Source organism: Pseudomonadota bacterium, from assembly GCA_008501635.1.
Classification (GTDB): domain Bacteria; phylum Pseudomonadota; class Gammaproteobacteria; order QQUJ01; family QQUJ01; genus QQUJ01.
On sequence record QQUJ01000019.1, the window covers coordinates 140,390 to 165,804 of the forward strand.

The following is a 25,415-nucleotide window of genomic DNA, read 5'->3' on the forward strand; positions in this document are numbered from 1 at the left end:
GGTCCATGTCCCAGTTTTTCCAGATCCACCCCGATAACCCACAGGTCCGGTTGGTCCGCCGTGCCGGCGAGATCTTGCGCGATGGGGGGTTGATCATCTATCCGACGGACTCGAGCTACGCGCTGGGGTGCTGCATCGGCAACAAGGAGGCGCAGGAGCGCATCCGCGCAATTCGCCGCGTGGACGAGAGTCATAACTTCACACTGGTGTGCCGTGATCTGACCGATATCTCCACCTACGCCAAGGTGGACAATGTCGCCTACCGCCTGCTGAAAAGCCTTACGCCGGGCCCCTATACCTTTCTGCTGATGGCGACACGCGAAGTGCCGCGACGTCTGCAAAACCCCAAACGCAGGACCATCGGCCTGCGCGTTCCCGATAACCTCATCTCCCAGGCGCTGCTGGCGGAGTTGGGTGAACCGCTGATGAGTTCGACCCTGCAATTGCCCGGCGGGGAGATGCCGCTGACCGAGCCTCACGAGATGCGCGATATTCTTGGGCACGCGGTGGATCTGGTCATCGATGGCGGCCACTGCGGTTTCGAGCCCACCACCGTACTCGATCTCACCGGGCCTGTCCCGGAAGTGGTCCGCGCGGGGAAGGGCGATGTTTCTCTCTTTCAAACCTGATGTGTGGCGGCGCAGGGCAGCGCGACCCGGTATAATCCCCCGATGCTAGAACTCAATATGCTGCAACGCATTGCTGTATGGGCGATCCCTATCCTGTTTGCCATCACGGTGCACGAAGTGGCTCATGGCTGGGTGGCGAAACGGCTGGGAGATCCCACTGCCATGATGATGGGGCGCCTCACCCTCAATCCGATCAAACATATCGATCCTGTTGGGACGCTGCTGATTCCCGGTTTCCTGCTTTTGATAGGCGGGTTCGTCTTCGGTTGGGCGAAACCGGTCCCGGTGACCTGGGAGAATCTGCGTCACCCCAAGCGCGATATGGCGCTCGTTGCCGTTGCCGGTCCCCTCGCCAACCTGCTCATGGCGCTGATATGGGCGGTGGTGATGAAATTTGGTATCGCCACTGCCGGCACGCTCGATTGGATCGCGGTACCCCTGATCTACATGGGCGGTGCGGGTATCACGATCAATATCGTACTGATGGTGCTGAATCTGCTGCCGTTGCCGCCTCTGGACGGTGGCCGCGTGGTTGCGGGGCTGCTGCCCGGACCATTGGCGTGGCGTTTCAGTCGTATCGAGCCCTACGGTTTCATTATTCTGATCGCATTGCTGGCGACGGGTCTGTTGGGGCGTATCCTGGGCAAACCGGTCGCGCTGCTGCAAAGCGCCCTGTTCAATCTGGTCGGCCTGTAGATTACCAATAACGCATCAACAAACGACGTTAAGAGGAGTCAAGTGGATATCATCCCCACTCAATACCAGCGCGTACTCTCGGGTATGCGCCCCACCGGCAAACTGCACCTGGGTCACTACCATGGCGTGCTGAAGAACTGGCTCCGGCTTCAGCACGAGTACGAGTGTTTTTTCTTCGTCGCCGACTGGCATGCCCTGACCACGCACTACGAAGAGCCGGAGATCCTCGCCAACAACGTGTGGGACATGGTGATCGACTGGCTGGCCGCAGGCATCGACCCCAACTCCGCAAGACTCTTTATCCAGTCCCGCATCATGGAGCATGCCGAACTGGATGTGCTGCTGGCCATGGTCACGCCACTGGGGTGGCTGGAGCGTGTTCCAAGCTACAAGGATCAGCAGGACAAACTCAAGGAGCGCGATCTCGCCACCTACGGTTTTCTGGGCTATCCGCTGCTGCAATCGGCCGATATTCTTATCTACCGCGCCGGCATGGTACCGGTGGGCGAGGATCAGGTGGCCCATGTTGAGTTGACGCGTGAAGTGGCGCGGCGCTTCAACCACATCTACGGTCGCGAGCAGGGTTTCGAGGAGAAAGCCGAGGCAGCCGCCAAGAAAATGGGGAAAAAGAACGCCAAACTCTACGCCGACCTGCGCAAACGCTATCAGGAACAGGGTGATCAGGAGGCTCTGGAGGTGGCCCGCGCACTGCTGGAGAGCCAGCAGAATATCAGCATCTCCGACTATGAGCGTCTGCAGGGTTACCTCGAGGGTGGCGGCAAGATCATCCTCCCCGAACCGCAGGCACTGCTGACTCCGGCCTCCAAGATGCCGGGACTCGATGGGCAGAAGATGTCCAAGAGCTACAACAACACCATCAGCCTGCGCGAAGCGCCGGACGTGGTGGAGCAGAAATTGCGCACCATGCCCACCGACCCGGCACGTGTGCGCCGTGACGACCCCGGCAATCCCGATCTCTGTCCGGTGTGGCAGTTGCATCTGGTCTATTCGGACGATGAGCGCAAGCAATGGGTGCGCGAGGGGTGCACCAGCGCTGGCATCGGATGCCTCGACTGCAAGGCACACGTCATCGATGCCATCCAGGAGGAACTGCATCCCATCCGCGAACGAGCACGCGAATTCGAAGAGCAACCGTCGCTGGTGCGCAATATCATCGCCGAGGGGTGTGAAGAGGCGCGGGATGTCGCCCGCGAAACCATGGAGGAGGTACGCAAGGCGATGGGCCTGAACTACCGCTAGATATCGGCCTATTCACCAAGCGCACGGGATCGTGATGAACGAAGAGGAACTGCAGGAAACCCAGACGCCGCAGCAGGCTGAGATGCCCATCGCGCTCGTGCTGGGCGAGCGGGTCACCGAGTTGCCGCGGGATCTCTACATTCCTCCCGACGCGCTGCGCGTGTTCCTGGAGGCCTTTGAGGGGCCGCTCGATCTGCTGCTCTACATGATCAGGCGGCAGAACCTCGACATCCTCAACATACCCATCGCCGAAATCACGCGTCAGTACATGGAGTACATCGACCTGATGCAGGAGATGAAACTCGAACTGGCGGGGGAGTATCTGGTGATGGCGGCCATGCTGGCCGAGATCAAATCGCGCATGCTGTTGCCGCGCCCCCCCGGCGATGGCGAGGAAGAGGAAGATCCGCGTGCCGAGTTGATTCGCCGGCTGCAGGAGTACGAGCGCTACAAGCAGGCTGGGGAGGACATCGATGCCCTGCCGCAGGTAGGACGCGATATCTATGTAGGCAGCGCCGACGTGGTGGAGAGGCGCGTGAACCAGACCCTGCCCGATGTCACGCTCAAAGAGGTGCTGATCGCGCTGAAAGATGTCCTGCAGCGGGCGGACATGTTCAGCCATCATCATATTCAACGCGACACCCTGTCGGTGCGCGAACGTATGTCCAATTTGCTCGCCACACTCACCACCGATAACTTCACGGAATTCTCCCGGTTGTTCAAGCCCGAAGAGGGCAGATTGGGTGTTGTGGTGACCTTTCTGGCGATCCTGGAGCTGATCAAAGGCGCGATGATCGAGCTGATCCAGACCGAAGCCTACGGGCCGATTCACGTCAAGGTGCGCAGTTCATCCCACGCGCATGAAACCGAAGAAGCAGCGTCCTGAACGGTAGCGACTCATGGATTCACAAACTCTCAAGAACATCATCGAAGCGGCCCTGCTTGCGGCGGGTGAACCGCTGAATGTCGAAACGTTGATCAATCTCTTCCCCGAACATGAGCAGCCACCACGCGAAGAGGTTCGCGCCGCGCTGAAAGTATTGTCGGAGGAATATGAAGGGCGAGGAATCGAGATCAAGGAAACCGGCAGCGGCTTCAGGGTCCAGACACGCAGCGAATTGAGCGAGTGGGTATCCCGGTTATGGGAGGAGCGTCCCCCCCGGTATTCGCGCGCGCTGCTGGAGACTCTGGCACTGATTGCTTACCGCCAGCCCATCACGCGTGGCGAAATAGAAGAGGTGCGCGGCGTCAGTGTCAGTACCAATATCATGAAAACTCTGCTGGAGAGAGAGTGGGTGCGTGTTCTTGGCCATCGCGATGTTCCCGGAAAACCTGCGATGTACGGCACCACCCGCAAGTTCCTCGACTACTTCAATCTCAAGAATCTCAACGAACTGCCCACGCTCGCCGAAATCCGCGATATCGATAGCATCAACGCCGAACTTCTGTTCGAAGAGCCCAAGGGATCAGATGCCGAACTGGGTGATTTGAACGCTACGCTCAGCGACGAGTTCGGGGGTGACGATGAACTTGCCGACGAGGAGGAAGCCGTGGGCCCGCCCGTACACCTGACCGATCGGGACCTGCCTGTTTGATTGCCGAACACGCCCGTTGGACAAAATTGCCTGGCTGATATCGTGCGCCGGTGAAAGTGCCTTCGATACCCATGCTCTCCGATACCGAAAAACTCCATAAGGTTCTGGCTCGCGCCGGGCTTGGATCTCGTCGCGAGATAGAGGGATGGATCCGTGAGGGTAAGATCACCGTCAACGGGCGAACCGCCACATTGGGTGACCGCGTAACGGGCGCTGAGCGCATCGAAGTGGACGGGCGCCGGATCGCTGCGAAGAGAATCGAGGATGTCCCGACCCGCGTGATTGCCTACCACAAACCGGAAGGCGAGTTGGTAACGCGCGACGATCCCCAACAACGCGAGACGGTTTTTGCACATCTGCCACGCTTGCAGAAAGGACGCTGGATAGCCATAGGCCGGCTTGATCTCAATACCTCGGGGTTGTTGCTCTTTACCACCGACGGCGAGTTGGCCAATGCCATGATGCATCCCTCGCGTAGTGTGGAGCGCGAATACGCTGTGCGCGTTCACGGCAGAGTGTCCGAGCAGGCGTTGATCAATATGACACGCGGCGTGCAACTCGAAGACGGGCCGGCGCGTTTCGAGGAGATTACCGACGCGGGCGGCAGCGGCTCAAATCACTGGTACTACGCGCTCCTCGTGGAAGGCCGCAAGCGGGAAGTTCGTAGACTGTGGGAGAGCCAGGGGATGCAGGTAAGCCGCTTGATCCGGGTGCGTTTTGGCCCCTATCAACTACCGTCCAATCTGCGTAAGGGGCAATGGCGCGACCTCACGCCGGGAGAGATCAATCAGCTGCGCGAGACTGCCGGACTTGCGGCGCTGAAACCCCGCGTTCTTGCGCCAGAAGGTCCTGTCAATCCGAAAAATACCAACCCAGCCGTGAGATCCCGAACGGCCGCGCGCAAACCGGCACTGCGGAACGGACGCCCAACTGCGCGCAAGGGCCCCTGGAAGGGTCGCGACAAGTGAGTAAAGCGGCGCGCGATCGCTCGCCGTTTCATCAAGTCTACAGAGTGCTGAATACCGAATACGGGCCTCAGCACTGGTGGCCGGGCGACACGCCTTTCGAAATCATGATAGGAGCCATCCTCACGCAGAACACAGCGTGGGTCAACGTTGAGCGTGCCATCGGCAATCTGAAACGTGCCGGACCGTTGTCACCGCAGGCCATTGTCAACATCCCGCAAGCCGATCTCGCAGAATTGCTGCGACCGTCGGGCTATTTCAACGTCAAGGCGCAACGCCTGTTGAATTTTTGCGGCTGGATGTTGGAGCAGGGGGGAAAGCGTGTCTTACGTCGTTGGACGACTGAAACTCTGCGTGACAGATTGCTAGCCATCAAAGGAATCGGCCCGGAGACCGCCGACGATATCCTTCTCTACGCATTTGACCGCCCCGTCTTTGTGATCGACGCTTATACACGACGTGTCTTCTCACGATTGGGTTTGGTGGACGCCAAAGCCCGTTACGACCAGCTAAGCCAAACCTTTGCACGGGCCCTGGGCGATGATGCGCGAATCTTCAATCAGTATCACGCATTGATCGTGCGCCACGCCAAGCAGGTTTGTCGTACCAAACCCAGATGCTCGACTTGTGTGCTGAACCCGGTCTGTCCTCTATCAGGGAGTTGATGCGCGGGACCGATGAATCCCGATCCGCACATTGCGGGTAGTGGTGGTCAGGCAGATCCGGCCTAGCGCAACAGGTTCAGCAGATCGGCGCGCAACTCGTCGACACGCTGTGCGCCATCGGGGCTGTCGGAGATGGTGCCGTACCAGCGATCGATCAATGCCTTGAGCTCCTCGGCCGATTTGGCGGCGTCGACGTCCTTTATCAGCCCGGCACTTCTAACCGGATGGGAAAATGCCTGCAGCGAGTTCATCATCAGTTCCCTGGCGTGTTGGAGTACATCGGGGCCGGTTTCGACCTCACGCGCCGCCACCTTGAGCACGGCTTTGACCCCGTTGATGGATGTGACAATGCTCCGGACGGCATCCTGGTCGATGGCGTCGGCGCTTTCGATCTCCATCGCCAACAGCTTACCCCCGTTAGGAGCGTCTTTAATGACGTGCTTGACTGTTTTCAGGCCGTGTTTCTTGAGCTCGTTGAGGACTTTTAGCTGTATCCCCGAAACGTCATCCAACTGTAAGAAGATTTGCGTGATCACAGCGGTTCACCACTCCATTCATGACCCGCTCCCCGAATTACTTGTGCGCTTATTCTAATATTATCCGTAGGTTGTAGTCCTTTTCTAATGTGATTGTCAATAAGATCTGTCATCCCTGCCAGGGCGTTCGCAGCGAATAAAAACCGTCTTTTTCCGGTGGTGGCATCCCTTTTTCGAGATTCTTCCGTTGGTTACGGACGGGTTGGGCGGCAAAACCGACGGCCAATTCGTCTCAGAAAACCTGCACGGTCTTTGGATCGACTAGGTCAGTAGGCCACTGGCGGCGATGCCGTCAAAGAGGAATTGAACGGCGAGGGCTGACAGCAGGACGCCGAAGATGCGGCTCACGACATGCATGCCGGTGACTCCGAGTACCCGCTGCAACTGTGCCGCGCCCATGAGCGCCAAGAAGCTGATGAGCATGGCCAGAAAAAGCATGGCAATCACAACGGTTTGACGGGCGAAATCGCCCTCCGCGTTGGCCATCAAGAGAATAATGGCGCCCATGGCGCCGGGACCCGCGAGCAGCGGGGTGGCGAGTGGAAAGACCGAAATGTCTTGCTTGGTAGTAGCCTCTTGGGCTTCGTCAGCCGTTGTGGATACACCACCTGAGCTGCGTGCGAAGACCATATCGATGCCAATGAGCAGCAGCAGGATGCCACCCGCCGTCCGCAGTGCCGCCAGTGAGATTCCCAGATGAGCAAGCAAAGTTCCTCCCGTTAACGCGAAGAGCAACAGGATCCCGCTCGCGATGGCAACCGCGCGCAACGCCATGGATCGTCGCATTTGCGGCGTATGATGGGCTGTCAAAGCGGCGAACATGGCAGCCACATCGATGGGTCCAATAGTGGCGAACAGCGTGGTGAAAGCTAAGATGGCGGTTTCGAGCACTTCCGGGGATGCCGTTCAGGTAAAGCGCACATTATAGAAGAGCGGCCGCACTTCGCATCATGGTCCGAACTGGATTCGGCACAGGATTGAGTGCCCCTGCGAATCACCATGGGAATCAATGGTGAATGGATCTCAACCGCTACTGCACAGTGCACCGGGAGGATGAGACACAACTCACCGGTATCAGTCGGCGACAGCTACACGGTTACGACCTTCAGCCTTGGCGCGGTAGAGTGCGGAATCGGCGCGTTCAAACAGCTGATCACCAAGCTCCCGCGGATTGAGGGTGGCTACTCCCAACGACAACGTCACATTTACCTGCTCATCGCCGTGCATAACCGGGGTCCCCTCGAGTGTTTCACGAACACGCTCCGCGAGCAGATAGGCACCATCCAGATCGGTGTTGGGCAATATCAGCACGAACTCTTCTCCGCCGAAACGGAAAACACGGTCCGAAGTTCGCATGCACTCGGAAACGCGCTCGGCCAGTACCCGCAGTACCTGATCTCCGAAAGCGTGACCATAGGTGTCGTTGATCGATTTGAAGCGATCCATATCCAGCACTACCATCGAAAGCGGGGAGTTGTGACGATGCGCCAATTGAACATGGCGCTCCAGCTCACTATCCAGCGAGACACGATTCTGCAGCCCGGTTAACGGATCCAGGCGGGCGCACTGCACCATACGCTGATACTGCAACGCATTACGCAGCGGGTAGAGCAGGCTGCACAGCAGGTGCTCCAGCGAGGCCAGCTCATCCGGGGAGAAGCGGCGGCGACGGCCGAAAATGATCTCCCCAAGGAATTCATTTTCGATGGTCAGCTTATAGCTGCAGGTGTTGGTCGCAAGTTGATCGACCTGAAGCAGCAGCTTCATCGGTTCGTGCCGGTAACGCAACCCTGAAAACTGCAGAGTGGTCCGCACCTCGCGGGCAAAGACCTCGATCAACTTTTGCGGGTCGAGTGTCGTCTGCAGCGCACTAGTGATCTCCAGAGCACGGGTCAGCGCGGGTGACGGGACTGTGGAGGCGATACGTTGGCCGCCAGCGGTGCCGGTGTTGGCTGAAAAGTTGTTGTTGCTCAACTCTAGTGACATGGGATTGTTCCGCTTTTGTGTACTACCTTGCACAGAATGCGAGAACCATGCCAGTTCGATGAGAAGGTAGAAATGTTATTAATAACAATGGAATACGAGTTAATAGTGAATAATTGCTTGAGGCAAAGACGGTAAACCGTCGCCAATGAGAGGGATTGGAATTGCCGTTCCGCCAATTAATCGACAGCCGGGCTCCACACCCAGGATTGACCCGTCACACCCCGACTGTCGGGTCCCAATAGATACAGCAAGCCCGGTACGGCTGAATCCGGTGCGGGATTGGCCGCATAGTTCTCGGCGGGATATCCGCGGCGCCGCAACGCAGTATTGAGAATACCGGGATCGAAACTGTTGCTGCGCAGGATGCCGCTGTTCTCGGTTTCATCGGCCAGGACCTGCATCAAACCCTCCAGTCCAAACTTGCTGACCGCGTAGGCCCCCGAATAGGCCTTGGCCTTGCGGCCCACGGCGTCACCGATAAACACCACCGAAGCGTCGGCGGATTTGCGCAACAACGGCAGACAGGCATGGGTGAGCAGGAAGGGTGCGTGGAGGTTGACCTGAAGCACCTTGTACCAAGTCTCGATATTGGAGGCGTCCAGTGGACTGGGGGTGCCGAGCTCTGCCGCATTGTGCACCAGGCCGTCGAGTCGACCGAATTCGGATTCGAGCGTAGCGGCCAGATCTGCGTAATCCTTGGGCGCTGCGCCCTCCAAATTCATGGGATAAATGGCCGGATCCGGACCGCCTGCTGCGCAGATTTCGTCGTATATCTTCTCCAGCTTGCGTATGGTGCGTCCCAGCAGAATCAAAGTGGCGCCATGGCGGGCGCACGCCTTGGCCGTTGCGCGGCCCAAGCCGTCGGCCGCCCCGGTGATGAGAATGACGCGATCCTTGAGCAAGTCCGCAGCAGGTCGGTAGTGGGGATCACAACGCATGGGTATTCCTTGTTTCGAGCGGCAGGGGAAAGCGCGCATTGTAGCCTAGCCCGACCGCGTGAACGAATGACCTGTCGTCAACCCTCTGCCCGCACGATCTCGATGGTTACGGCGGGCGCGGAACACTGAAAGCCGGGTCAAATACGCTACACTGGGCCCCTGCGGGTCTGCGCCAGCCTATTGGCGCAACAATGGGTGGAACGGAGGAGGGGAAACAATGAAAGCCATTAAGTACACCGTGTTGGGCCTGGTAATCGGTATGCTTGTCGGCATCGGACTGGGTATCAACATTGGCAAGGAACGACCACTGCTCAGCAATCCTTTTGCAGAGGATCCCATGACTGAGAAAGCAAAAGCGGCCGCCAACAAGGCCAAAGAGATCTACGAAGAAACCAAACGTATTATCAAGGAGTAGCCAGCCGCCGCCTAATCACCCTCGATCGTTCGCACCCCTTGCTCCATCGGCTCCAGAGACTCGATCTCTTTCTTACCGCTGCTGATGCCCATCTCGGTAAAACGCCGCGCACCGGGCAGTACGGACCGTTCCAGTGATCCGACAGCCTTGTTGTAGGCATCGACACTGCCGCCCAGGCTACGACCGACTCTGGCAAGGTGTTCGGTGAAGGTGGCAAGGCGCTTATACAGTTCTTCACCGGTTTCGCGAATGCGCTCCGCATTTTCGGCCAGTGCCAGTTGTCGCCATCCGTAAGCCACGGCGCGCAACAGGGCGATGAAACTGGTGGGTGTGGCCAGTATCACCTTCTGGCGCAGTGCATCCTCGAGCAGGGCGGGGTCAAACTCCAGGGCCGCACTTAGAAACTGTTCGCCGGGAATGAACAGGACTACAAAATCCGGCGCGTTTTTGAATTGATCCCAGTAGGCTTTGGTGGCCAGTTCGCGCACCCGCTCGCGCACCTTGCGCGCATGGCGCTCCAGTGCGCGGCGCCGATCGACGTCTTCGACTGCTTCAACAGCCGAAAGATAGGCATCCAGGGGCGTCTTTACGTCAACCACGATCTCGCGCTTATCGGGCATGCGGATAATCATGTCGGGCCGGGAGGCGCCTTCGCCGCTGCCTTGCGTCTCCTGTTCGAAGAAGTCGCAGTGCTCGACCATACCGGCCAATTCAACCAGGCGACGCAGCGTCAGCTCACCCCATTGGCCTCGCACTTCGGGACGCCGCAGCGCTTGCACCAGTTTGCGGGTTTCGGCCTCCAATTGCTGTTGGGTCTGAGTCATTCCCTGTAAAAAGTTTGTCAGCGAGCCGTGCGCCTCTTTGCGTTCTTTCTCCATAAGACGGATCTGCTGCTCGGTCTTTTCCAGGGTTTCGCGAATAGGACGTACCAGCCCTTCGATGGCTTTTTCCTTTTCGGACAGGTCGGCCTGGGCCTGGACCTGGTATTGACGCAGATTCTCATGTGCCAGTTTGAGAAACTGCTCGTTGTTGGCACGCAGCGCCTGTGCCGACAGGGCGCTGAAGCTGTCGCTCAACTGCTGGCGAGCGAGTTCCAGAGTTTGCAGTCGCTCATCGGATTTCTCCTGCTCGAACGTCAAACGCGTTTCCAGCTCCGAATTGCGGCGGCGCAACTGTCGCGCCTCCAGTTGGGCGATGAGAAAACCCGCGAGAAATCCTACGGCAACTGCGATAAGGGCAATGGTTTCAGTCTCAGACATCGATTCCCAGCCAGCTGAGCACCCCGAGCGGGGAGTCGATCATTCCGGAGGCGCCCCAGGTTTCAGGGTGGTCGTCGTCATGAAGATAGCCGAACAGGGCTATCAGGGTAATCATCCCGGCACGATTACCGGCGATGATATCGCGCTCGGCATCACCCACATAGATACACTCAGCGGTACTGCAGGCAAGCAGTTCGCAGGCATGGTGCAGCGGGTCGGGGTCCGGCTTGGGTCGAGCGGCGGTATCACCGCTGACCACGCAGGCTGCGCGATTGCTCAGTTCAAGCAGATTGAGGAGCGGATCGGTGAGCCAGGCCGGCTTGTTGGTGACCACACCCCAGCGTAGCCCGGCGTTTTCCAAGCCCCGCAGCAGCGCTTCAGTCCCGGGAAACAGGCGCGTGTCGTTCAACAGGTTCTCTTTGTAGATGTCGAGAAAGCGCTGGCGAATTTCCGCAAAGCGGTCGTGTTTGGCGCCGAACCCGAGCGCGTGACGAATCAGCCCGAGACTGCCGTGGGAGGTGAAAGGTCGCAACTCCTCCAGCGGCCGCGGCGGATGGCCGAGCTCGCGCAGCACCTGGTTGAGCGCATACCCCATATCCGGAGCGGTATCGACCAGGGTGCCGTCAAGATCAAACAGTACCGTTGTGATCGGCTGCTGTGCCGGATCAACGTCTTTCACAGGCATCCCGGCTGCCGGGTCAGTGGAGGGTTTCTCACTCATCAACGCACTGACACGCCACGATGTAGTTGATATCGGGTTTTCCTCCCAACTCGAATCCTGCGATCAGGGGATTGAAACGTATCCCCGCAATCGCTCTGGTTTCGAGTCCGGCGCGACGCGCCCAGGCATCCAACTCGGCCGGGCGGATGAAGCGATCGTAGTGATGAGTGCCCGGTGGCAGCATGCGGCACAGATACTCGGCCCCTACGATGGCAAACAGATACGCCTTGGGATTGCGATTCAGTGTCGAAAAGAAAACCCAACCCCCAGGCCGTACCAGATCACGGCAGGCCTGTACCAGCGATCCCGGGTCAGGGACGTGTTCGAGCAGCTCCATACAGGTCACGATATCGAACGCGCCAGGGTGATCTGCCGCGAACTCCTCCGCAGCACTCAGTTGGTAATCGATTGCCAAACCATGCTCTTCGGCGTGATAGCGCGCGGCGGCGAGCCCCCCTTCGGCCATGTCGATACCGGTCACCACTGCACCGGATTTTGCCATCCCCTCTGCAAGGATACCGCCGCCGCAGCCGATATCGGCGACCTTTCTCCCTGCCAGCGGGGTATTGTGCCCGATAAACGCGAGGCGAGCGGGGTTCATGGCGTGCAGGGGACGAAACTCACCGTCGGGATCCCACCAGCGCGCCGCCAGGGCATCGAACTTGCGCAGCTCTTCAGGATCGAGGTTGTGGGCGGTCTTCATCGGTATCAGGAATGGGGCAGGTGAATGATTCAGTCGCCACGGATACGATCGGCCCAGTGGCGGCTTTGCGCCAGTATGGCCTCTTCATCCAAGGTGGTGAGCTGACGCTCTTTGAGGACATGCCGTCCGGCAACCCAGACATCTGTCACGCAGTTGCGATTGGCTGCATAGATCAGTTGAGAGATCGGATTGTAAAGCGGTTGGGTCTCGACCGCATCGAGCCTCACCGCGGTCAGATCCGCCGACTTCCCGCATTCCAGCGAACCGGTCTCCAGGTCGATTCCGAGTGCCTTTGCGGCGTTGAGGGTTGCCATACGCAGTGCGGTGGCGGCCGGCAACGCACTGGCATCGTTGGCGACCGCTTTGGCGAGCAACGCCGCGCTACGCATCTCACCGAGCATGTCCAGATCGTCATTGCTGGCGACCCCGTCGGTGCCCAACGCCACGTTGACCCCCGCGTCGACAAGGCGTTGGACCGGGCAAAAACCGCTGGCCAATTTGAGGTTGGATTCAGGGCAGTGAATGATATGGGCGTTGGCATTGCTCAGCAGGTCGATCTCGTCGTCCTGCAACTGGGTCATGTGTACGCCGAGCAGCGCAGGGGAGACCAGCCCCAGACGCTGCAGTCGGGCCAGCGGGCGTACGCCGTGCTCCTGGACACTGCGCTCCACCTCATCGCGCGTCTCATGGATGTGCATATGGATCGGGATCTCCAGTTCGTCGGCCAGAACGCGGACCCGTTCCAGCGGTTCGTTGGAGACCGTGTACGGGGCATGCGGAGCAAAGGCCGTGCGCACCAGCGGATCGTTGCGGTACTCATCGTGGAGTTCAAGCCCCTTGTCCAGGTACTCGTCGATACCACCTGCGTAAGCTGAGGGGAAATCGATCAGTATCAAGCCCACCGTAGCCCGAATACCGGCACTGGCAGCAACTCGAGCGGTGATCTCGGGAAAGAAATACATGTCGTTGAAGCAGGTGGTACCTCCGCGCAGCATCTCCGCTACCGCGTGCTGGGTTCCCGCGTGGACAAACTCTGCGTTTACCCAACACTGCTCGGCCGGCCAAATATGCTGGCTCAGCCACTCCATTAGCGGCAGATCATCAGCGTAACCGCGCAGCAGTGTCATTGCGGCATGCGTATGCGCATTGATCAGGCCCGGGATCAGTGCGTGATCCGGCAGTTCGATCACGCTCATCGGCCGATATCGGTCGTCGATCTCTTTGCGTGGGGCTATGGCAACGATACGGCCTCGCGTCACCGCCATCGAATAGCCTTCCCAAACCACGCCGTGGGGTTCGACGGGAATGATCCAGCGGGGATTGATCTGTGTGTCGACGGATTCCATTGTGGGCTCAAAGACATCGGAAGCTGAGAAGATACATGGTGGTCGATTCGGCCCGCAACCGCACGACGTTTGCAGGGAGGCGATAAACAGACGCTGCACTGACCCGGTTTCGATCGTTGGTCACGATTCCCGCCCTGACGGCTTCCAGATCGGCGCGCCGTTGGCCACAGCCAGGTTGCGTTCCCCAACCCTGATCCGGTGGTGCCATCGCCAGGCCGCAACCCGCACAAATTCGGCATCATCCAGAAAAACGCCTTCGGCAGGCCGGGCTTGAGTAGCCTCGGGGCTGCGGGTATCGTTGCCCGCCATGAACAGCGACCTTCACGATTCGATTCGCGCCATACAATGGAACGGCAATACGCTGCGTCTGCTTGATCAGCGCGTACTTCCCCAGGATGAGGTTTATCTGGAGCTGCGCACCGCAGCGGAGACCGCGCGGGCGATCACCGATATGGTGGTGCGCGGTGCTCCGGCTATCGGCATCACGGCCGCGTACGGGGTGGTGCTGGCGATTCAGGACCGATTCGCGACGCATGGCCGGGAGTGGGGCGCCGCGATCGAAGGTGATCTGGCATTGCTGGCGGCCTCACGCCCTACGGCTGTCAACCTGTTCTGGGCGCTGAATCGGATGCGTGCCGCTATTGCCGAACAGGCGTCGGTGGAGGAAATCGAGGCGTTGGCGCGGCGTATCCACGAAGAGGACATTGCCGCCAACCGCCTGATGGGGGAACTCGGAGCCGGGTTGATCGCTGCACCGAGCGGGGTGTTGACGCACTGTAACACCGGCTCTTTGGCGACCGGTGGATTCGGCACGGCGCTGGGAGTGATCCGTACCGCCTTTACCGCAGGAAAGATCAGTAGTGTGTATGCAGACGAGACCCGACCGTGGTTGCAGGGCGCGCGGCTCACCGCCTGGGAATTGGTGCGCGACGGAATCCCCGTACGCCTGCTGGCCGACGGTGCGGCTGCCGCCCTGCTGCGCACCGGCGATGTGCAGTGGGTTATCGTGGGAGCTGATCGCATCGCGGCCAATGGAGATGTGGCCAACAAGATAGGTACCTACGCCACCGCGATTGCCGCGCGCCATCACGGCGTACGTTTTATGGTGGTTGCACCAAGTTCCACCGTGGACATGAACACCCCCGATGGCAGTCGCATCCCGATCGAAATGCGCGATGAGAACGAGCTGCTGATGGCGGGTGGTCAACGCGTGGCTGCTGCGGGTGCAGGCGCCTGGAACCCCGTTTTCGACGTTACCCCGGCCAGCCTGATCGATGCCATCGTTACCGAGCGCGGAGTGGTGGAGCGCCCGGATACCCTGCGCATGGAAGCGATGATGGGTTCGATTGCCTCAGACGAGCCCTGAGGCGGCTGACGAAAACCTTCGAAACCCGGCCTACTTTCCAAAACCTCTTTTGAACTTGCTTTTTGAACGCTGAGAGCGACGGAGAAGCGCTCTCGCAGATGTTTTCCAGGCTGCGCTGGTCAACGGCCCTATGGTATCATGCGCGGTCATTATCCCAGCGCCGGCATGGCGCCCTGCACGGTCCCCGATCTGCTCAGGAAATAAGAACTAAATGGCTGAATTTGCGAAAGAAGTTCTCCCGGTTTACCTAGAAGATGAGATGAAGCAGTCCTACCTCGATTACGCCATGAGCGTGATCATAGGGCGGGCGCTTCCCGATGTGCGTGACGGTCTGAAGCCCGTACACCGCCGCGTCCTCTACGCGATGAGCGAACTGGGGAACGATTGGAACAAACCGTACAAGAAATCAGCGCGTGTGGTGGGTGACGTCATCGGTAAGTACCACCCGCACGGCGATACTGCGGTCTACGACACCATCGTGCGCATGGCGCAGCCCTTCTCGTTGCGCTACATGATGGTGGATGGGCAGGGCAACTTCGGTTCCGTGGATGGTGATTCCCCGGCTGCCATGCGCTACACCGAAGTCCGCATGTCGCGCATCGCCCACGAGATGTTGGCCGATCTCGACAAGGAGACCGTCGGCTTCACCCCCAATTACGACGAGTCGGAACACGAACCGAGCGTCATGCCTGCCCGCGTTCCCAATCTGCTGGTCAATGGCTCTGCCGGTATCGCCGTGGGCATGGCCACCAACATCCCGCCGCACCAGATCAATGAAGTGATCAACGGCTGTATTGCGCTTATCGACGACCCCGATATCACCATCGATGGCTTGATGGGGCACATCCCCGGCCCGGATTTTCCGACGGCAGGCATCATCAACGGCGCCGCCGGTATCCACGAGGCTTATCACACCGGCCGCGGTCGAATCTACGTGCGTGCGCGCACCGAAATCGAAGATTACAGCAACGGTAAACAGGCAATTATCGTCACCGAACTGCCCTACCAGGTGAACAAGGCACGGTTGCTGGAAAAGATAGCCGAGCTGGTGAAGGAGAAGAAGATCGAGGGCATTACCGAACTGCGCGATGAGTCCGACAAGGACGGTATGCGCATGGTGATCGAACTGCGCCGCGGCGAAGTGGCCGAGGTGACGCTCAACAATCTCTTCCAGCACACGCAACTGCAGAACGTCTTCGGCATCAATATGGTCGCGCTCATCGACGGCCAGCCGCGATTGCTCAACCTGAAGCAGATTCTTAATGCATTTGTTGCTCACCGGCGCGAAGTGGTGACGCGCCGAACCATTTTCGATCTGCGCAAGGCACGTGAGCGGGCCCACGTATTGGAAGGTCTTGCGGTGGCCCTGACGAACATCGACGAGGTGATCGAGCTGATCAAAACGTCGCCGAGTCCCGCCGAGGCGAAAAGTCGGTTGATGGACCGTACCTGGAACCCCGGCGTGGTATCCGATCTGTTGGCCCGCGCCGGTGCCGAGAGCACCCGCCCCACGGATCTCGCCGCTGAATATGGACTGCGAGAAGGCGAATACCGCCTCTCGGAAGCTCAGGTTCAGGCCATACTGGACCTGCGCCTGCATCGCCTCACCGGCCTGGAACAGGACAAGATCGTCGGCGAGTACAAAGACCTGATTGAAACCATCCACGGACTGATCGAAATCCTCGAAGATCCCGACCGCCTGATGCGGGTGATACGCGACGAGATGATCGAGATTCGCGACCGCTACGGCGATGAGCGTCGCACCGAGATCCGCCGCAGCCATATGGATCTGACGCTGGAAGACCTGATCACCGAGGAGGACGTGGTGGTCACCATCTCCCACACCGGGTATGCCAAGATTCAGCCGCTGTCGCTGTATCGGGCACAGAAGCGCGGCGGCAAAGGGCGCACCGCCACCAAGATGAAGGAAGAGGATTTCGTCGACAAGCTCTTCATCGCCAGCACTCACGATACGCTGCTCTGTTTCTCGAGCGCCGGCAAGGTCTACTGGCTCAAGGTTTACGAACTGCCGCAGGCGGGCCCCACTGCGCGCGGTAAACCCATCGTCAATCTCCTGCCGTTGGAAGCCGGTGAGCGTATCAATGCCGTGCTGCCGATACGCGAATTCGATTCCGCAAGCTTCATTTTCATGGCCACCGCCAAGGGTACGGTGAAAAAGACCGCATTGGAGGCCTACTCACGCCCCCGCGCCAACGGCATCATCGCAGTGGATCTGCGCGATGGTGATCACCTGGTCGACGTCGCCATCACCACTGGAGACAATGAAGTCATGCTGTTTACCGATGCCGGAAAGGTAATCCGCTTCCATGAAAACGATGTGCGTCCCATGGGACGGGTCGCCACCGGCGTGCGAGGTATTCGTCTGGGCGCCAATGTCCTGGTGAACGCACTGATCATAGTGGGTGAGGGGAGTATCTTGACGGCTACCGAAAACGGCTACGGCAAGCGCACAGCCATCGATGATTACCCTGCCCACAAACGCGGCGGGCAGGGTGTCGTTTCGATTCAGACCACGAAGCGCAACGGGCCGGTGGTGGGGGCCGACCTGGTCGGAGAAGACGATGAGGTGATGCTGATCAGCAATATGGGCACCGCCGTGCGCACCCGCGCTGCCGAAGTCTCCCTGATGGGACGCAACACCCAGGGCGTGCGTCTTATCAACCTGGCTGAGGGCGAGAAACTGGCTGGCATAGACCGCATCGTCGAAAACGGCGAGGAAGACGCGGAAATTGAGGATGATGATGCCGGTGAATAGTGCGTTCGGTGTCGCTGCGCGAGCAGAAATCGATTTTCACGCTTACATCCACTAAATGAGAGAGGTATGTGATGTCACGGGTATTCAATTTCAGCGCGGGTCCCGCAATGCTGCCGGTCGAAGTCCTGGAGCAGGCTCGCGAAGAGATGCTGGACTGGAATGGCTCCGGTATGTCGGTGATGGAGATGAGCCACCGCGGCAAGGAGTTTGTCTCCATAGCCGAGCGTGCCGAAGCGGATCTGCGCGAGTTGCTGGCGATCCCCGCCAATTACAAGGTGCTGTTCCTGCAGGGTGGTGCGACCAGCCAGTTCGCGATGGTGCCCATGAATCTGCTGCGGGGTAAGAACGCTGCCGACTACATCAATACCGGCGCATGGTCGAAGAAGGCCATCAAGGAAGCGGGTACCTACTGCAAGGTAAACGTGGCGGCCAGCAGCGAGGCAACGAATTTCACCACAGCGCCGGCGCAGGAGGAGCTCAAACTGGATCCGAATGCGGCCTATGTTCATTACACACCGAATGAGACGATCGGTGGTGTGGAGTTTCCCTATGTGCCGGAAACCGGAGCCGTGCCATTGGTGGCGGACTTCTCATCCACCCTTCTCTCGCGTCCCATCGATGTCTCGCGCTATGGCGTCATCTATGCCGGCGCACAAAAAAATATCGGCCCCGCCGGATTGACGGTGGTGATCGTGCGTGACGATTTGATGGGTGAAATCCTGCCCGGCACGCCATCGATCTTCGACTATAAAAATCATGCCGATAACGATTCCATGTCCAATACCCCGCCCACCTACGCCTGGTACCTCGCCGGCCTGGTCTTTCAATGGATCAAGCGCACCGGCGGTCTGGCGGCGATGGGTGAACGCAATCGTCTCAAGGCGGAGCGCCTCTATAGCGCCATCGACGCGTCGGGCTTCTACGCCAATCCGGTCGAACCCGCGTGCCGTTCGTGGATGAACGTACCCTTCACCCTGGCCAATGCCGACCTGGACGCCGATTTTCTTGCTCAAGCCAAGGCTCAGGGTCTGGTGACGCTCAAAGGTCATCGCTCGGTCGGTGGCATGCGTGCCAGTATCTACAACGCGATGCCCGAGGCGGGCGTCGGCAAGCTGATCGAATTCATGGGCGAGTTCGAGCGCGCCCATGCCTGAACGCAACACCAGGGCTGCCAGCGGGTGGGTGGTAGAACAAAAGGTCACAGAAAGGTTTAAATAAGATGTATAAAATACTGACTTTAAATAATATTTCCATCGCCGGACTGGAGCGTTTGCCGCGTGAATCCTATGAGGTTGCCTCTGAAATTCTGCATCCCGACGCGATCCTGCTGCGCTCGTTCAAGATGCACGATATGGAGATTCCGGGGACGGTAAAAGCCGTTGGCCGTGCCGGTGCCGGTGTCAACAACATCCCGGTCGACAAGATGAGCGGCAAAGGTATTCCCGTTTTCAATGCCCCTGGGGCCAACGCCAACGCGGTAAAGGAACTGGTGATTGCCGGAATGCTGCTCGGGTGCCGAAATATTGCGCAGGCCTGGCATTTCGCGCGCGAGTTGGAGGGGGATGATGCCGCCATCGGTAAAGCCACCGAAGCGGGCAAGAAGAATTTCGTCGGGTTCGAGCTGCCGGGGCGCGCCCTGGGCGTGATCGGGCTCGGCGCCATCGGTGTCAAGGTCGCCAATGCCGCACTTTCGCTGGGGATGAACGTCATTGGCTACGATCCGGACATCACCGTACAGCGTGCCTGGCAACTCTCGTCACAGGTGCAGCAGGCGACCAGCGTCGACGATCTGCTCGCGCGCTGTGACTTTGTTACCTTCCATGTGCCCCTCATGGATGCCACTCGAGGCATGATCAACGCCGATCGCCTGCGTCTGATGAAAAAGGGCGTCGTGCTGCTCAATTTCTCGCGTGACGGCATCCTTGACGATCAAGCGGTGGTGAACGCCATCGATGAAGGCAAAGTCTACAGTTATGTCTGTGACTTTCCGTCGAACCTGCTGAAAAAGCACCCGCGCGTCATAACGCTGCCGCATTTGGGTGCTTCGACCGTCGAAGCGGAGGATAACTGCGCCATCATGGTGGCCAATCAGGTTCGCGACTATCTGGAGAACGGCAATATCACCAATTCCGTCAACTTCCCCGAAGTGGTCATGCCAAAGGCCCAGGGCGGTTATCGTCTGACCGTAGTCAATGCCAACGTACCGAATATGCTGGGACAGATCTCCACCGACCTGGCGAAAGCCGGCCTCAACATCATCGATATGCTCAATAGGTCACGCGGCGATCTGGCCTACACCGTGGTCGATGTGGAAAGTGCGATCCCTGCCACAACGGTGGCCGAAATCGGTGCCATCAAAGGGGTGCTCGGCGTACGTACCCTCTGAGGCCAGTCCGCAGCGAACGCGCCATCATGAGTGATACCGAACAGCGATTAGCCAGGATCCGTCAGGAGATCGACGCGCTGGACGAACAGATCCAGGCGTTGATATCCAAACGTGCCGAATGCGCGGCCGAAGTGGGGCGGGTCAAGCGCTCGGAGGGGGCGGAGCCCGCCTTTTACTATCGACCCGAGCGTGAAGCCAAGGTGCTGCGTGGTGTCGTTGAACGCAATCAGGGGCCGCTCAGCAGCGAGGAGATGGCGCGACTGTTCCGCGAGATCATGTCGGCCTGCCTGGCTCTGGAAAAACCGATGAACATCGCGTTTCTAGGCCCCGAAGGAACCTTCACTCAGGCCGCCGCACACAAGCACTTTGGCAAGTCGATCAACACCACCCCGCTGGCGGCTATCGACGAGGTGTTTCGTGAGGTGGAATCGGGTGCGGCGCACTACGGTGTGGTGCCGGTGGAGAACTCCACCGAAGGGGTGATCAACCATACGCTGGACACCTTCGTGCTTTCCCCGCTCAAGATCTGTGGCGAGGTGGAACTGCGTATCCACCATCACCTGCTCGGTAATGAGCAGGATCTCAAGGCGATCAAACGTGTTTATTCACACCAGCAATCGCTGGCCCAGTGCCGCGAGTGGCTGGACCTCAATTTTCCGCACGTCGAACGCGAACCCGTAAGCAGCAATGCGGAAGCCGCACGTCGCGCTGCCGCAGAGGCGGGGACCGCGGCTATCGCCGGCATCATGACAGCGGAGATCTACGGGCTGAAAATACTGGTTTCCAATATTGAGGACGAACCGGAGAACACTACGCGGTTCCTGATCGTTGGGCGCAATCCGGTGCCGGTCAGCGGGAACGACAAGACGACGCTGCTTCTCTCGACCTCCAACAAACCCGGTGCGCTCTACCGGCTGCTCAATCCCCTCAATACCCACGGCATCAGCATGTCGCGCATTGAATCGCGTCCGTCGCGGCGCGGTACCTGGGACTATGTTTTCTTTATCGATATCGAAGGTCACGCCGAGGAGCACAATGTGAAAGCGGCTCTGACGGAACTTGAGGAGGGCGCCTCCCTGTTCAAGGTACTGGGTTCATACCCCAAAGCAGTACTCTGAGACAACCACAACTCGAACGTTGCCACGACACTCAGGAGCGGACCATGACAGTTTCCTTTATTGATCTCGCCGCCGAAGGCGTAAAGGGTTTGCGGCCGTACCAACCGGGCAAACCGATAACCGAACTGGAACGCGAGTACGGCATCAAGAATGCCGTCAAACTTGCCTCCAACGAGAATCCGATGGGCGCCAGTCCGCTGGCCATCGAAGCCGCTGGCAATGCGCTTAAAGAGGTAGAGTTCTATCCCGATGGCGGCGGCTTCGAACTGCGCGCGGCGCTGAGCCGCTGGCATGACATCGATCCGGTACAAATCACCCTGGGCAATGGTTCCAACGATGTCCTCGATTTGATCGGTCGGGTCTTTCTGACACCGGATCGCGAGTCGATTTACTCGGCACATGCTTTTGTCGTCTATCACCTGACCACGCTGGCGTGCGGCGCCACCGGTCGGGTGGCCGCGGCGCACGATGGTTCACGGGGCCCGGCCTTCGGGCACGATCTCGAGGCAATGCGTGCGCTGATCAACGACAAAACGGCGGTGATCTACATCGCCAATCCCAACAATCCGACCGGCACCTGGCTGAAACGCGATGAGCTGGAGGCCTTTATCAGTGCAGTGCCTCCAAGAGTTGTGGTGGTGATCGACGAGGCGTACATCGAGTATGTCGACGAGCCCGAATTTCCTGACAGCGCCCAGTGGCTGAAAAAATACCCCAATCTGGTGGTATGCCGTACCTTCTCCAAGGCCTATGGTCTCGCCGGTCTGCGCGTTGGGTACGCGCTTTCCGGTCCTGAGGTGGCCGATCTGCTCAATCGGGTGCGGCAACCCTTCAATGTCAACGCGCCCGCCATGGCCGCGGCCTGTGCGGCGCTGGGTGACCAGGAGCACATCAAGCGTGCCGTCGACGAGAATCGCCGCGGAATGGCGGTGCTGGCCGCCGCGTTTGCGGAACTCGGTTTGAACCACATCCCGTCGGTGGGTAACTTCGTCAGCGTCGATTTCGGTCGTCCGGCCGGACCCATCTACGAGGGCTTGCTGCGCGAAGGTGTCATCGTCCGTCCGGTCGCCAACTACGGAATGCCCAATCATCTGCGCATTACGGTTGGCAGTGGCGAACAGAATGTGCGCGTGGTCAACGCACTGCGCAAGGTACTGGCCGGCCAAACGGAATGATTGAGCGCCTCTGCATCATCGGCGTCGGACTGATCGGCGGCTCGCTGGCAGCCGCGTTGCGCGCAGCCGGTGCGGTCGGTCATGTGACGGGCTGCAATCGCAACCCGGCCTCGCTGGAGAAGGCGCGGGCGCTGGGCATTATCGATTGCGGCGAAACCGATCCGGCGCGCGCCGTCGCCGAGGCCGACGTCGTTCTGGTGGCGGTGCCCATGATGGCCATGGAGGGAGTGTTTCAGCGCATTGCTCCGGTGCTTGCACCCGAGACCATTCTGACCGACGCTGGCAGTACCAAAGGACATGTGGTCGCTGTCGCAAAATCCGCTTTCGGTTTCGTTCCACCCAGACTGGTGCCGGGACATCCCATTGCAGGTACCGAAAAGAGCGGCGTCGAGGCCGCATTTCCGGAGCTCTATCGTGGCTGTCGCGTCATACTCACACCCGTCGCCGAAACCGCGCCCGAGGCAACCGCACGCATCCGCTGGATGTGGGAGCAGGCCGGTGCGCAGGTCGAGGAGATGGATATAGAACATCACGACGAGGTGTTGGCTGCCACCAGCCATCTCCCCCACATGCTGGCCTATTCTCTGGTCGATGCCCTGGCGCGCATGGAAGAGCACAAGGAGATCTTCCGCTTCGCCGCAGGGGGGTTTCGCGATTTCACGCGTATTGCCTCCAGCGATCCACAGATGTGGCACGATATCTGTCTTACCAACCGTGTGCAGCTGCTCAGGATGCTTGATCGGTTCGGTGCGAATCTGCAGCATCTGTATACCGCTATCGAGGCGGGAGACAGTGCGAGTGTGATGGCGATCTTCAAGCGTGCCAAGAACGCTCGTGACCGCTACTGCCAAAACGCCTCCGGAAGCCCCGAGTAGGCTCAGCGACCATGTCCGATCCGTCGACGACATTCCACGTACAGCCTGGCGGCCGATTGAGCGGCAGCCTGCGTGTGGCGGGCGATAAATCGGTTTCCCACCGTTCCATCATATTCGGCGCCCTGGCCGATGGTGTCACCGAGATCGAAGGTTTTCTCGAAGGCGAAGACAGCCTCGCAACGCTACGTGCCTTTCGCGCCATGGGGGTCAATATTGACGGCCCGGAAGCGGGCAGGGTGCGAATTCAGGGGGTCGGTATCGATGGTCTGAGGCGTCCGGTTGGAGCGCTCGATCTGGGTAATTCGGGCACCTCCATGCGATTGCTGGCGGGCCTTCTGGCGGGACAGTCCTTCGATACGGTACTCACCGGCGACGCCTCGCTCTCGTCGCGACCCATGCAACGCGTCACGGTGCCGCTTACCGCCATGGGCGCAGCGATCGATACAACCACCCCGGGGACCGCACCTCTGCATATCCATGGGGGTCAGCCGCTGCATGGCACTCACTATGCCATGCCCATGGCGAGTGCCCAGGTCAAATCCGCACTCTTGCTGGCCGGACTCTATGCCAAGGGTCGCACCTGCGTTACCGAACCGGCGGCTACCCGGGATCACACGGAGCGGATGCTGGCCGGCTTTGGCTATCCGGTGGAACGCAACGGAATGACCGTCTGCCTCGAGGGCGGAGGACGCCTCACGGCCACACCTGTCCGTATACCGGCCGATATCTCCTCCGCAGCCTTTTTTCTGGTAGGTGCCGCCATTGCCGGCGGATCGAATCTGCTGCTGGAACAGGTAGGTATCAATCCCACTCGTACCGGGGTTATCGACATCCTGCGTCTCATGGGAGCGCAGATCGAGGTTTCGAACGAACGCGAGATGGGGGGCGAACCGGTCGCTGATCTGCGAGTACGTAGTACGGGGTTACGTGGCGTCGAGATCCCCGAGCATTTGGTTCCCCTCGCCATCGACGAATTCCCCGCGCTGTTCATCGCTGCCGCCTGCGCCGAGGGAAAAACCGTACTGCGGGGCGCAGAAGAGCTGCGCGTCAAGGAGAGTGACCGCATCCAGGTTATGGCCGATGGGCTCCAACTACTGGGCATCGAAGCCCGACCGACACGCGATGGGATCATCATAACGGGCGGCAAGCTGCAGGGTGGTCGCGTTCACAGTCATGGAGATCACCGCATCGCCATGGCATTCGCAATGGCCGCACTGCGTTCCCAGGCACCCGTCGTGATCACCGACTGCGCCAACGTTGCCACGTCGTTTCCCGATTTCGTCCGTCTTGCCACCACCGCGGGCCTGGCACTGGAAACGCTCGGTTAGACCCGCTTTCACCCCCTGCCGCGGTTGCTCCCCGGCCGTTTGGCTATACTCTTGATGCCGGCCCGGAAACGGGCCTTTCGCTGTGGAGGTGCATCATGGCCATAGCAATCACTCTTGAAAATTTCCTCGACTCCCAAGGTGTCGCCTACGAAACCGTGCATCATGCCCGCACCGGCTCCAGTATGGATACCGCGCATGCGGCCCATGTACCGGGCGACATAGTTGCCAAGGCCGTGCTGCTGGAGGACGAACTGGGGTATGTGGTGGCGGTAATTCCAGCCACCCACAAATTGGAGCTGGGCATGCTCTATAACCAGACCCAGCGCAATCTCGCCCTCGCCAGTGAGCGCGAGGTGGGCGAGATCTTCAAGGACTGCGCCCTGGGTGCCGTTCCAGCGCTTGGTCCCGCCTACGGCCTGGAGACGGTTTGTGAGGAGAGTCTGATGGAGGCCGGCCACATCTACCTGGAGGCCGGCGATCATGAGCAGTTGATTCACTTGAGCGGGCCACAGTTCCGCCGGTTAATGAGCGCCACGCAACGCGCCCACTTCAGTTATCACGTCTAGCGCCGTCAACCTAACCAGGGGAGGCGACAGCCAGGTCGTCGCCTTTCGGGCGGCCAATCAGGGAAGTGCGAACCGGTTCGCGTTCCCCGAACGCCCTCCCGGGCAAGGTAT

The 25,415-nt window shown here is 59.5% G+C and carries 26 protein-coding genes; 17 read left to right on the forward strand and 9 right to left on the reverse strand.

Annotation, left to right across the window (positions count from 1 at the left end; translation table 11 throughout):
- Window positions 1-5: 5 nt before the first annotated feature.
- The 7 genes from DWQ09_13360 to DWQ09_13390 all read left to right on the forward strand — a co-directional run bounded on the left by DWQ09_13360 (window position 6) and on the right by DWQ09_13390 (window position 5,810).
- Window positions 6-629, forward strand: a complete 624-nt coding sequence (locus DWQ09_13360) for a threonylcarbamoyl-AMP synthase (GenBank protein ID KAA3627299.1) — start codon at window positions 6-8, stop codon at window positions 627-629.
- Between the two features lie 42 nt (window positions 630-671).
- Window positions 672-1,325: a site-2 protease family protein gene (locus DWQ09_13365; protein KAA3627300.1), complete on the forward strand. Its 654-nt coding sequence runs from the start codon at window positions 672-674 to the stop codon at window positions 1,323-1,325.
- Between the two features lie 42 nt (window positions 1,326-1,367).
- Window positions 1,368-2,585, forward strand: coding sequence for a tryptophan--tRNA ligase (locus DWQ09_13370; GenBank protein KAA3627301.1), 1,218 nt, complete (start codon window positions 1,368-1,370; stop codon window positions 2,583-2,585).
- Between the two features lie 34 nt (window positions 2,586-2,619).
- Window positions 2,620-3,471 (forward strand): segregation/condensation protein A, encoded by an 852-nt coding sequence (locus DWQ09_13375; protein ID KAA3627302.1) that lies wholly within the window; start codon window positions 2,620-2,622, stop codon window positions 3,469-3,471.
- Window positions 3,472-3,484: 13 nt separating this feature from the next.
- Entirely contained in the window at window positions 3,485-4,180 is a 696-nt protein-coding gene (gene scpB / locus DWQ09_13380) for an SMC-Scp complex subunit ScpB (protein ID KAA3627303.1), read from the forward strand.
- 71 nt (window positions 4,181-4,251) lie between these two features.
- Window positions 4,252-5,148 carry a 23S rRNA pseudouridine(2605) synthase RluB gene (locus DWQ09_13385; protein ID KAA3627304.1) on the forward strand — a complete coding sequence of 299 codons (897 nt, stop codon included), beginning with the start codon at window positions 4,252-4,254 and terminating at the stop codon, window positions 5,146-5,148.
- Between the two features lie 104 nt (window positions 5,149-5,252).
- Window positions 5,253-5,810: an endonuclease gene (locus DWQ09_13390; GenBank protein ID KAA3627397.1), complete on the forward strand. Its 558-nt coding sequence runs from the start codon at window positions 5,253-5,255 to the stop codon at window positions 5,808-5,810.
- 62 nt (window positions 5,811-5,872) lie between these two features.
- Here the strand turns inward: DWQ09_13390 and DWQ09_13395 are convergent, their stop codons facing one another.
- The 4 genes from DWQ09_13395 to DWQ09_13410 all read right to left on the reverse strand — a co-directional run bounded on the left by DWQ09_13395 (window position 5,873) and on the right by DWQ09_13410 (window position 9,270).
- The gene (locus DWQ09_13395) at window positions 5,873-6,346 is read right to left on the reverse strand and encodes a hypothetical protein (protein KAA3627305.1); all 474 of its coding nucleotides are present in this window, start codon (window positions 6,344-6,346) and stop codon (window positions 5,873-5,875) included.
- A 261-nt stretch (window positions 6,347-6,607) separates the two neighbouring features.
- The gene (locus DWQ09_13400) at window positions 6,608-7,237 is read right to left on the reverse strand and encodes a MarC family protein (GenBank protein KAA3627306.1); all 630 of its coding nucleotides are present in this window, start codon (window positions 7,235-7,237) and stop codon (window positions 6,608-6,610) included.
- Between the two features lie 183 nt (window positions 7,238-7,420).
- On the reverse strand, window positions 7,421-8,332 hold the full coding sequence (locus DWQ09_13405) for a GGDEF domain-containing protein (GenBank protein ID KAA3627307.1): 912 nt from the start codon (window positions 8,330-8,332) through the stop codon (window positions 7,421-7,423).
- 176 nt (window positions 8,333-8,508) lie between these two features.
- Window positions 8,509-9,270: a YciK family oxidoreductase gene (locus DWQ09_13410; GenBank protein KAA3627308.1), complete on the reverse strand. Its 762-nt coding sequence runs from the start codon at window positions 9,268-9,270 to the stop codon at window positions 8,509-8,511.
- A gap of 217 nt (window positions 9,271-9,487) precedes the next feature.
- Here DWQ09_13410 and DWQ09_13415 point away from each other — a divergent pair, with 217 nt between their 5' ends.
- Complete coding sequence (locus DWQ09_13415) at window positions 9,488-9,685, forward strand: hypothetical protein (protein ID KAA3627309.1); 198 nt, start codon at window positions 9,488-9,490, stop codon at window positions 9,683-9,685.
- Between the two features lie 11 nt (window positions 9,686-9,696).
- Here the strand turns inward: DWQ09_13415 and DWQ09_13420 are convergent, their stop codons facing one another.
- From DWQ09_13420 to DWQ09_13440, 5 genes are all read right to left on the reverse strand, one after another.
- Entirely contained in the window at window positions 9,697-10,944 is a 1,248-nt protein-coding gene (locus DWQ09_13420) for a DNA recombination protein RmuC (protein ID KAA3627310.1), read from the reverse strand.
- Window positions 10,937-11,629 carry a phosphoglycolate phosphatase gene (gene gph, locus DWQ09_13425; protein ID KAA3627311.1) on the reverse strand — a complete coding sequence of 231 codons (693 nt, stop codon included), beginning with the start codon at window positions 11,627-11,629 and terminating at the stop codon, window positions 10,937-10,939. Before gph ends, DWQ09_13420 begins: the two co-directional genes overlap by 8 nt.
- Window positions 11,630-11,657: 28 nt before the next feature.
- Window positions 11,658-12,368, reverse strand: a complete 711-nt coding sequence (locus DWQ09_13430) for a bifunctional 2-polyprenyl-6-hydroxyphenol methylase/3-demethylubiquinol 3-O-methyltransferase UbiG (protein KAA3627312.1) — start codon at window positions 12,366-12,368, stop codon at window positions 11,658-11,660.
- A gap of 29 nt (window positions 12,369-12,397) precedes the next feature.
- The gene (locus tag DWQ09_13435) at window positions 12,398-13,714 is read right to left on the reverse strand and encodes a TRZ/ATZ family hydrolase (GenBank protein KAA3627313.1); all 1,317 of its coding nucleotides are present in this window, start codon (window positions 13,712-13,714) and stop codon (window positions 12,398-12,400) included.
- 120 nt (window positions 13,715-13,834) lie between these two features.
- The gene (locus DWQ09_13440) at window positions 13,835-14,023 is read right to left on the reverse strand and encodes a hypothetical protein (GenBank protein KAA3627314.1); all 189 of its coding nucleotides are present in this window, start codon (window positions 14,021-14,023) and stop codon (window positions 13,835-13,837) included.
- On the opposite strand from DWQ09_13440, the gene mtnA reads away from it, so the two are divergent.
- The 9 genes from mtnA (at window position 14,022) to DWQ09_13485 (ending at window position 25,304) form a co-directional block, all read left to right on the forward strand.
- The gene (gene mtnA / locus DWQ09_13445) at window positions 14,022-15,080 is read left to right on the forward strand and encodes an S-methyl-5-thioribose-1-phosphate isomerase (GenBank protein ID KAA3627315.1); all 1,059 of its coding nucleotides are present in this window, start codon (window positions 14,022-14,024) and stop codon (window positions 15,078-15,080) included. The genes DWQ09_13440 and mtnA overlap by 2 nt on opposite strands.
- 211 nt (window positions 15,081-15,291) lie before the next feature.
- Complete coding sequence (locus DWQ09_13450) at window positions 15,292-17,856, forward strand: DNA gyrase subunit A (GenBank protein KAA3627316.1); 2,565 nt, start codon at window positions 15,292-15,294, stop codon at window positions 17,854-17,856.
- A gap of 71 nt (window positions 17,857-17,927) precedes the next feature.
- A complete protein-coding gene (locus DWQ09_13455) occupies window positions 17,928-19,010 on the forward strand; it encodes a 3-phosphoserine/phosphohydroxythreonine transaminase (protein KAA3627317.1) in 1,083 nt (360 codons plus the stop codon).
- A 65-nt stretch (window positions 19,011-19,075) separates the two neighbouring features.
- Window positions 19,076-20,242, forward strand: a complete 1,167-nt coding sequence (locus DWQ09_13460) for a 3-phosphoglycerate dehydrogenase (protein KAA3627318.1) — start codon at window positions 19,076-19,078, stop codon at window positions 20,240-20,242.
- 26 nt (window positions 20,243-20,268) lie between these two features.
- On the forward strand, window positions 20,269-21,360 hold the full coding sequence (locus tag DWQ09_13465; GenBank protein ID KAA3627319.1) for a prephenate dehydratase: 1,092 nt from the start codon (window positions 20,269-20,271) through the stop codon (window positions 21,358-21,360).
- 44 nt (window positions 21,361-21,404) lie between these two features.
- Window positions 21,405-22,535 (forward strand): histidinol-phosphate transaminase, encoded by a 1,131-nt coding sequence (locus tag DWQ09_13470; protein KAA3627320.1) that lies wholly within the window; start codon window positions 21,405-21,407, stop codon window positions 22,533-22,535.
- Window positions 22,532-23,410 carry a prephenate dehydrogenase/arogenate dehydrogenase family protein gene (locus DWQ09_13475; protein ID KAA3627321.1) on the forward strand — a complete coding sequence of 293 codons (879 nt, stop codon included), beginning with the start codon at window positions 22,532-22,534 and terminating at the stop codon, window positions 23,408-23,410. The genes DWQ09_13470 and DWQ09_13475 overlap by 4 nt, the downstream gene beginning before the upstream one ends.
- Window positions 23,411-23,421: 11 nt before the next feature.
- On the forward strand, window positions 23,422-24,738 hold the full coding sequence (aroA, locus tag DWQ09_13480; protein KAA3627322.1) for a 3-phosphoshikimate 1-carboxyvinyltransferase: 1,317 nt from the start codon (window positions 23,422-23,424) through the stop codon (window positions 24,736-24,738).
- A gap of 95 nt (window positions 24,739-24,833) precedes the next feature.
- The gene (locus DWQ09_13485; GenBank protein KAA3627323.1) at window positions 24,834-25,304 is read left to right on the forward strand and encodes a hypothetical protein; all 471 of its coding nucleotides are present in this window, start codon (window positions 24,834-24,836) and stop codon (window positions 25,302-25,304) included.
- The last annotated feature ends 111 nt before the right edge of the window (window positions 25,305-25,415 follow it).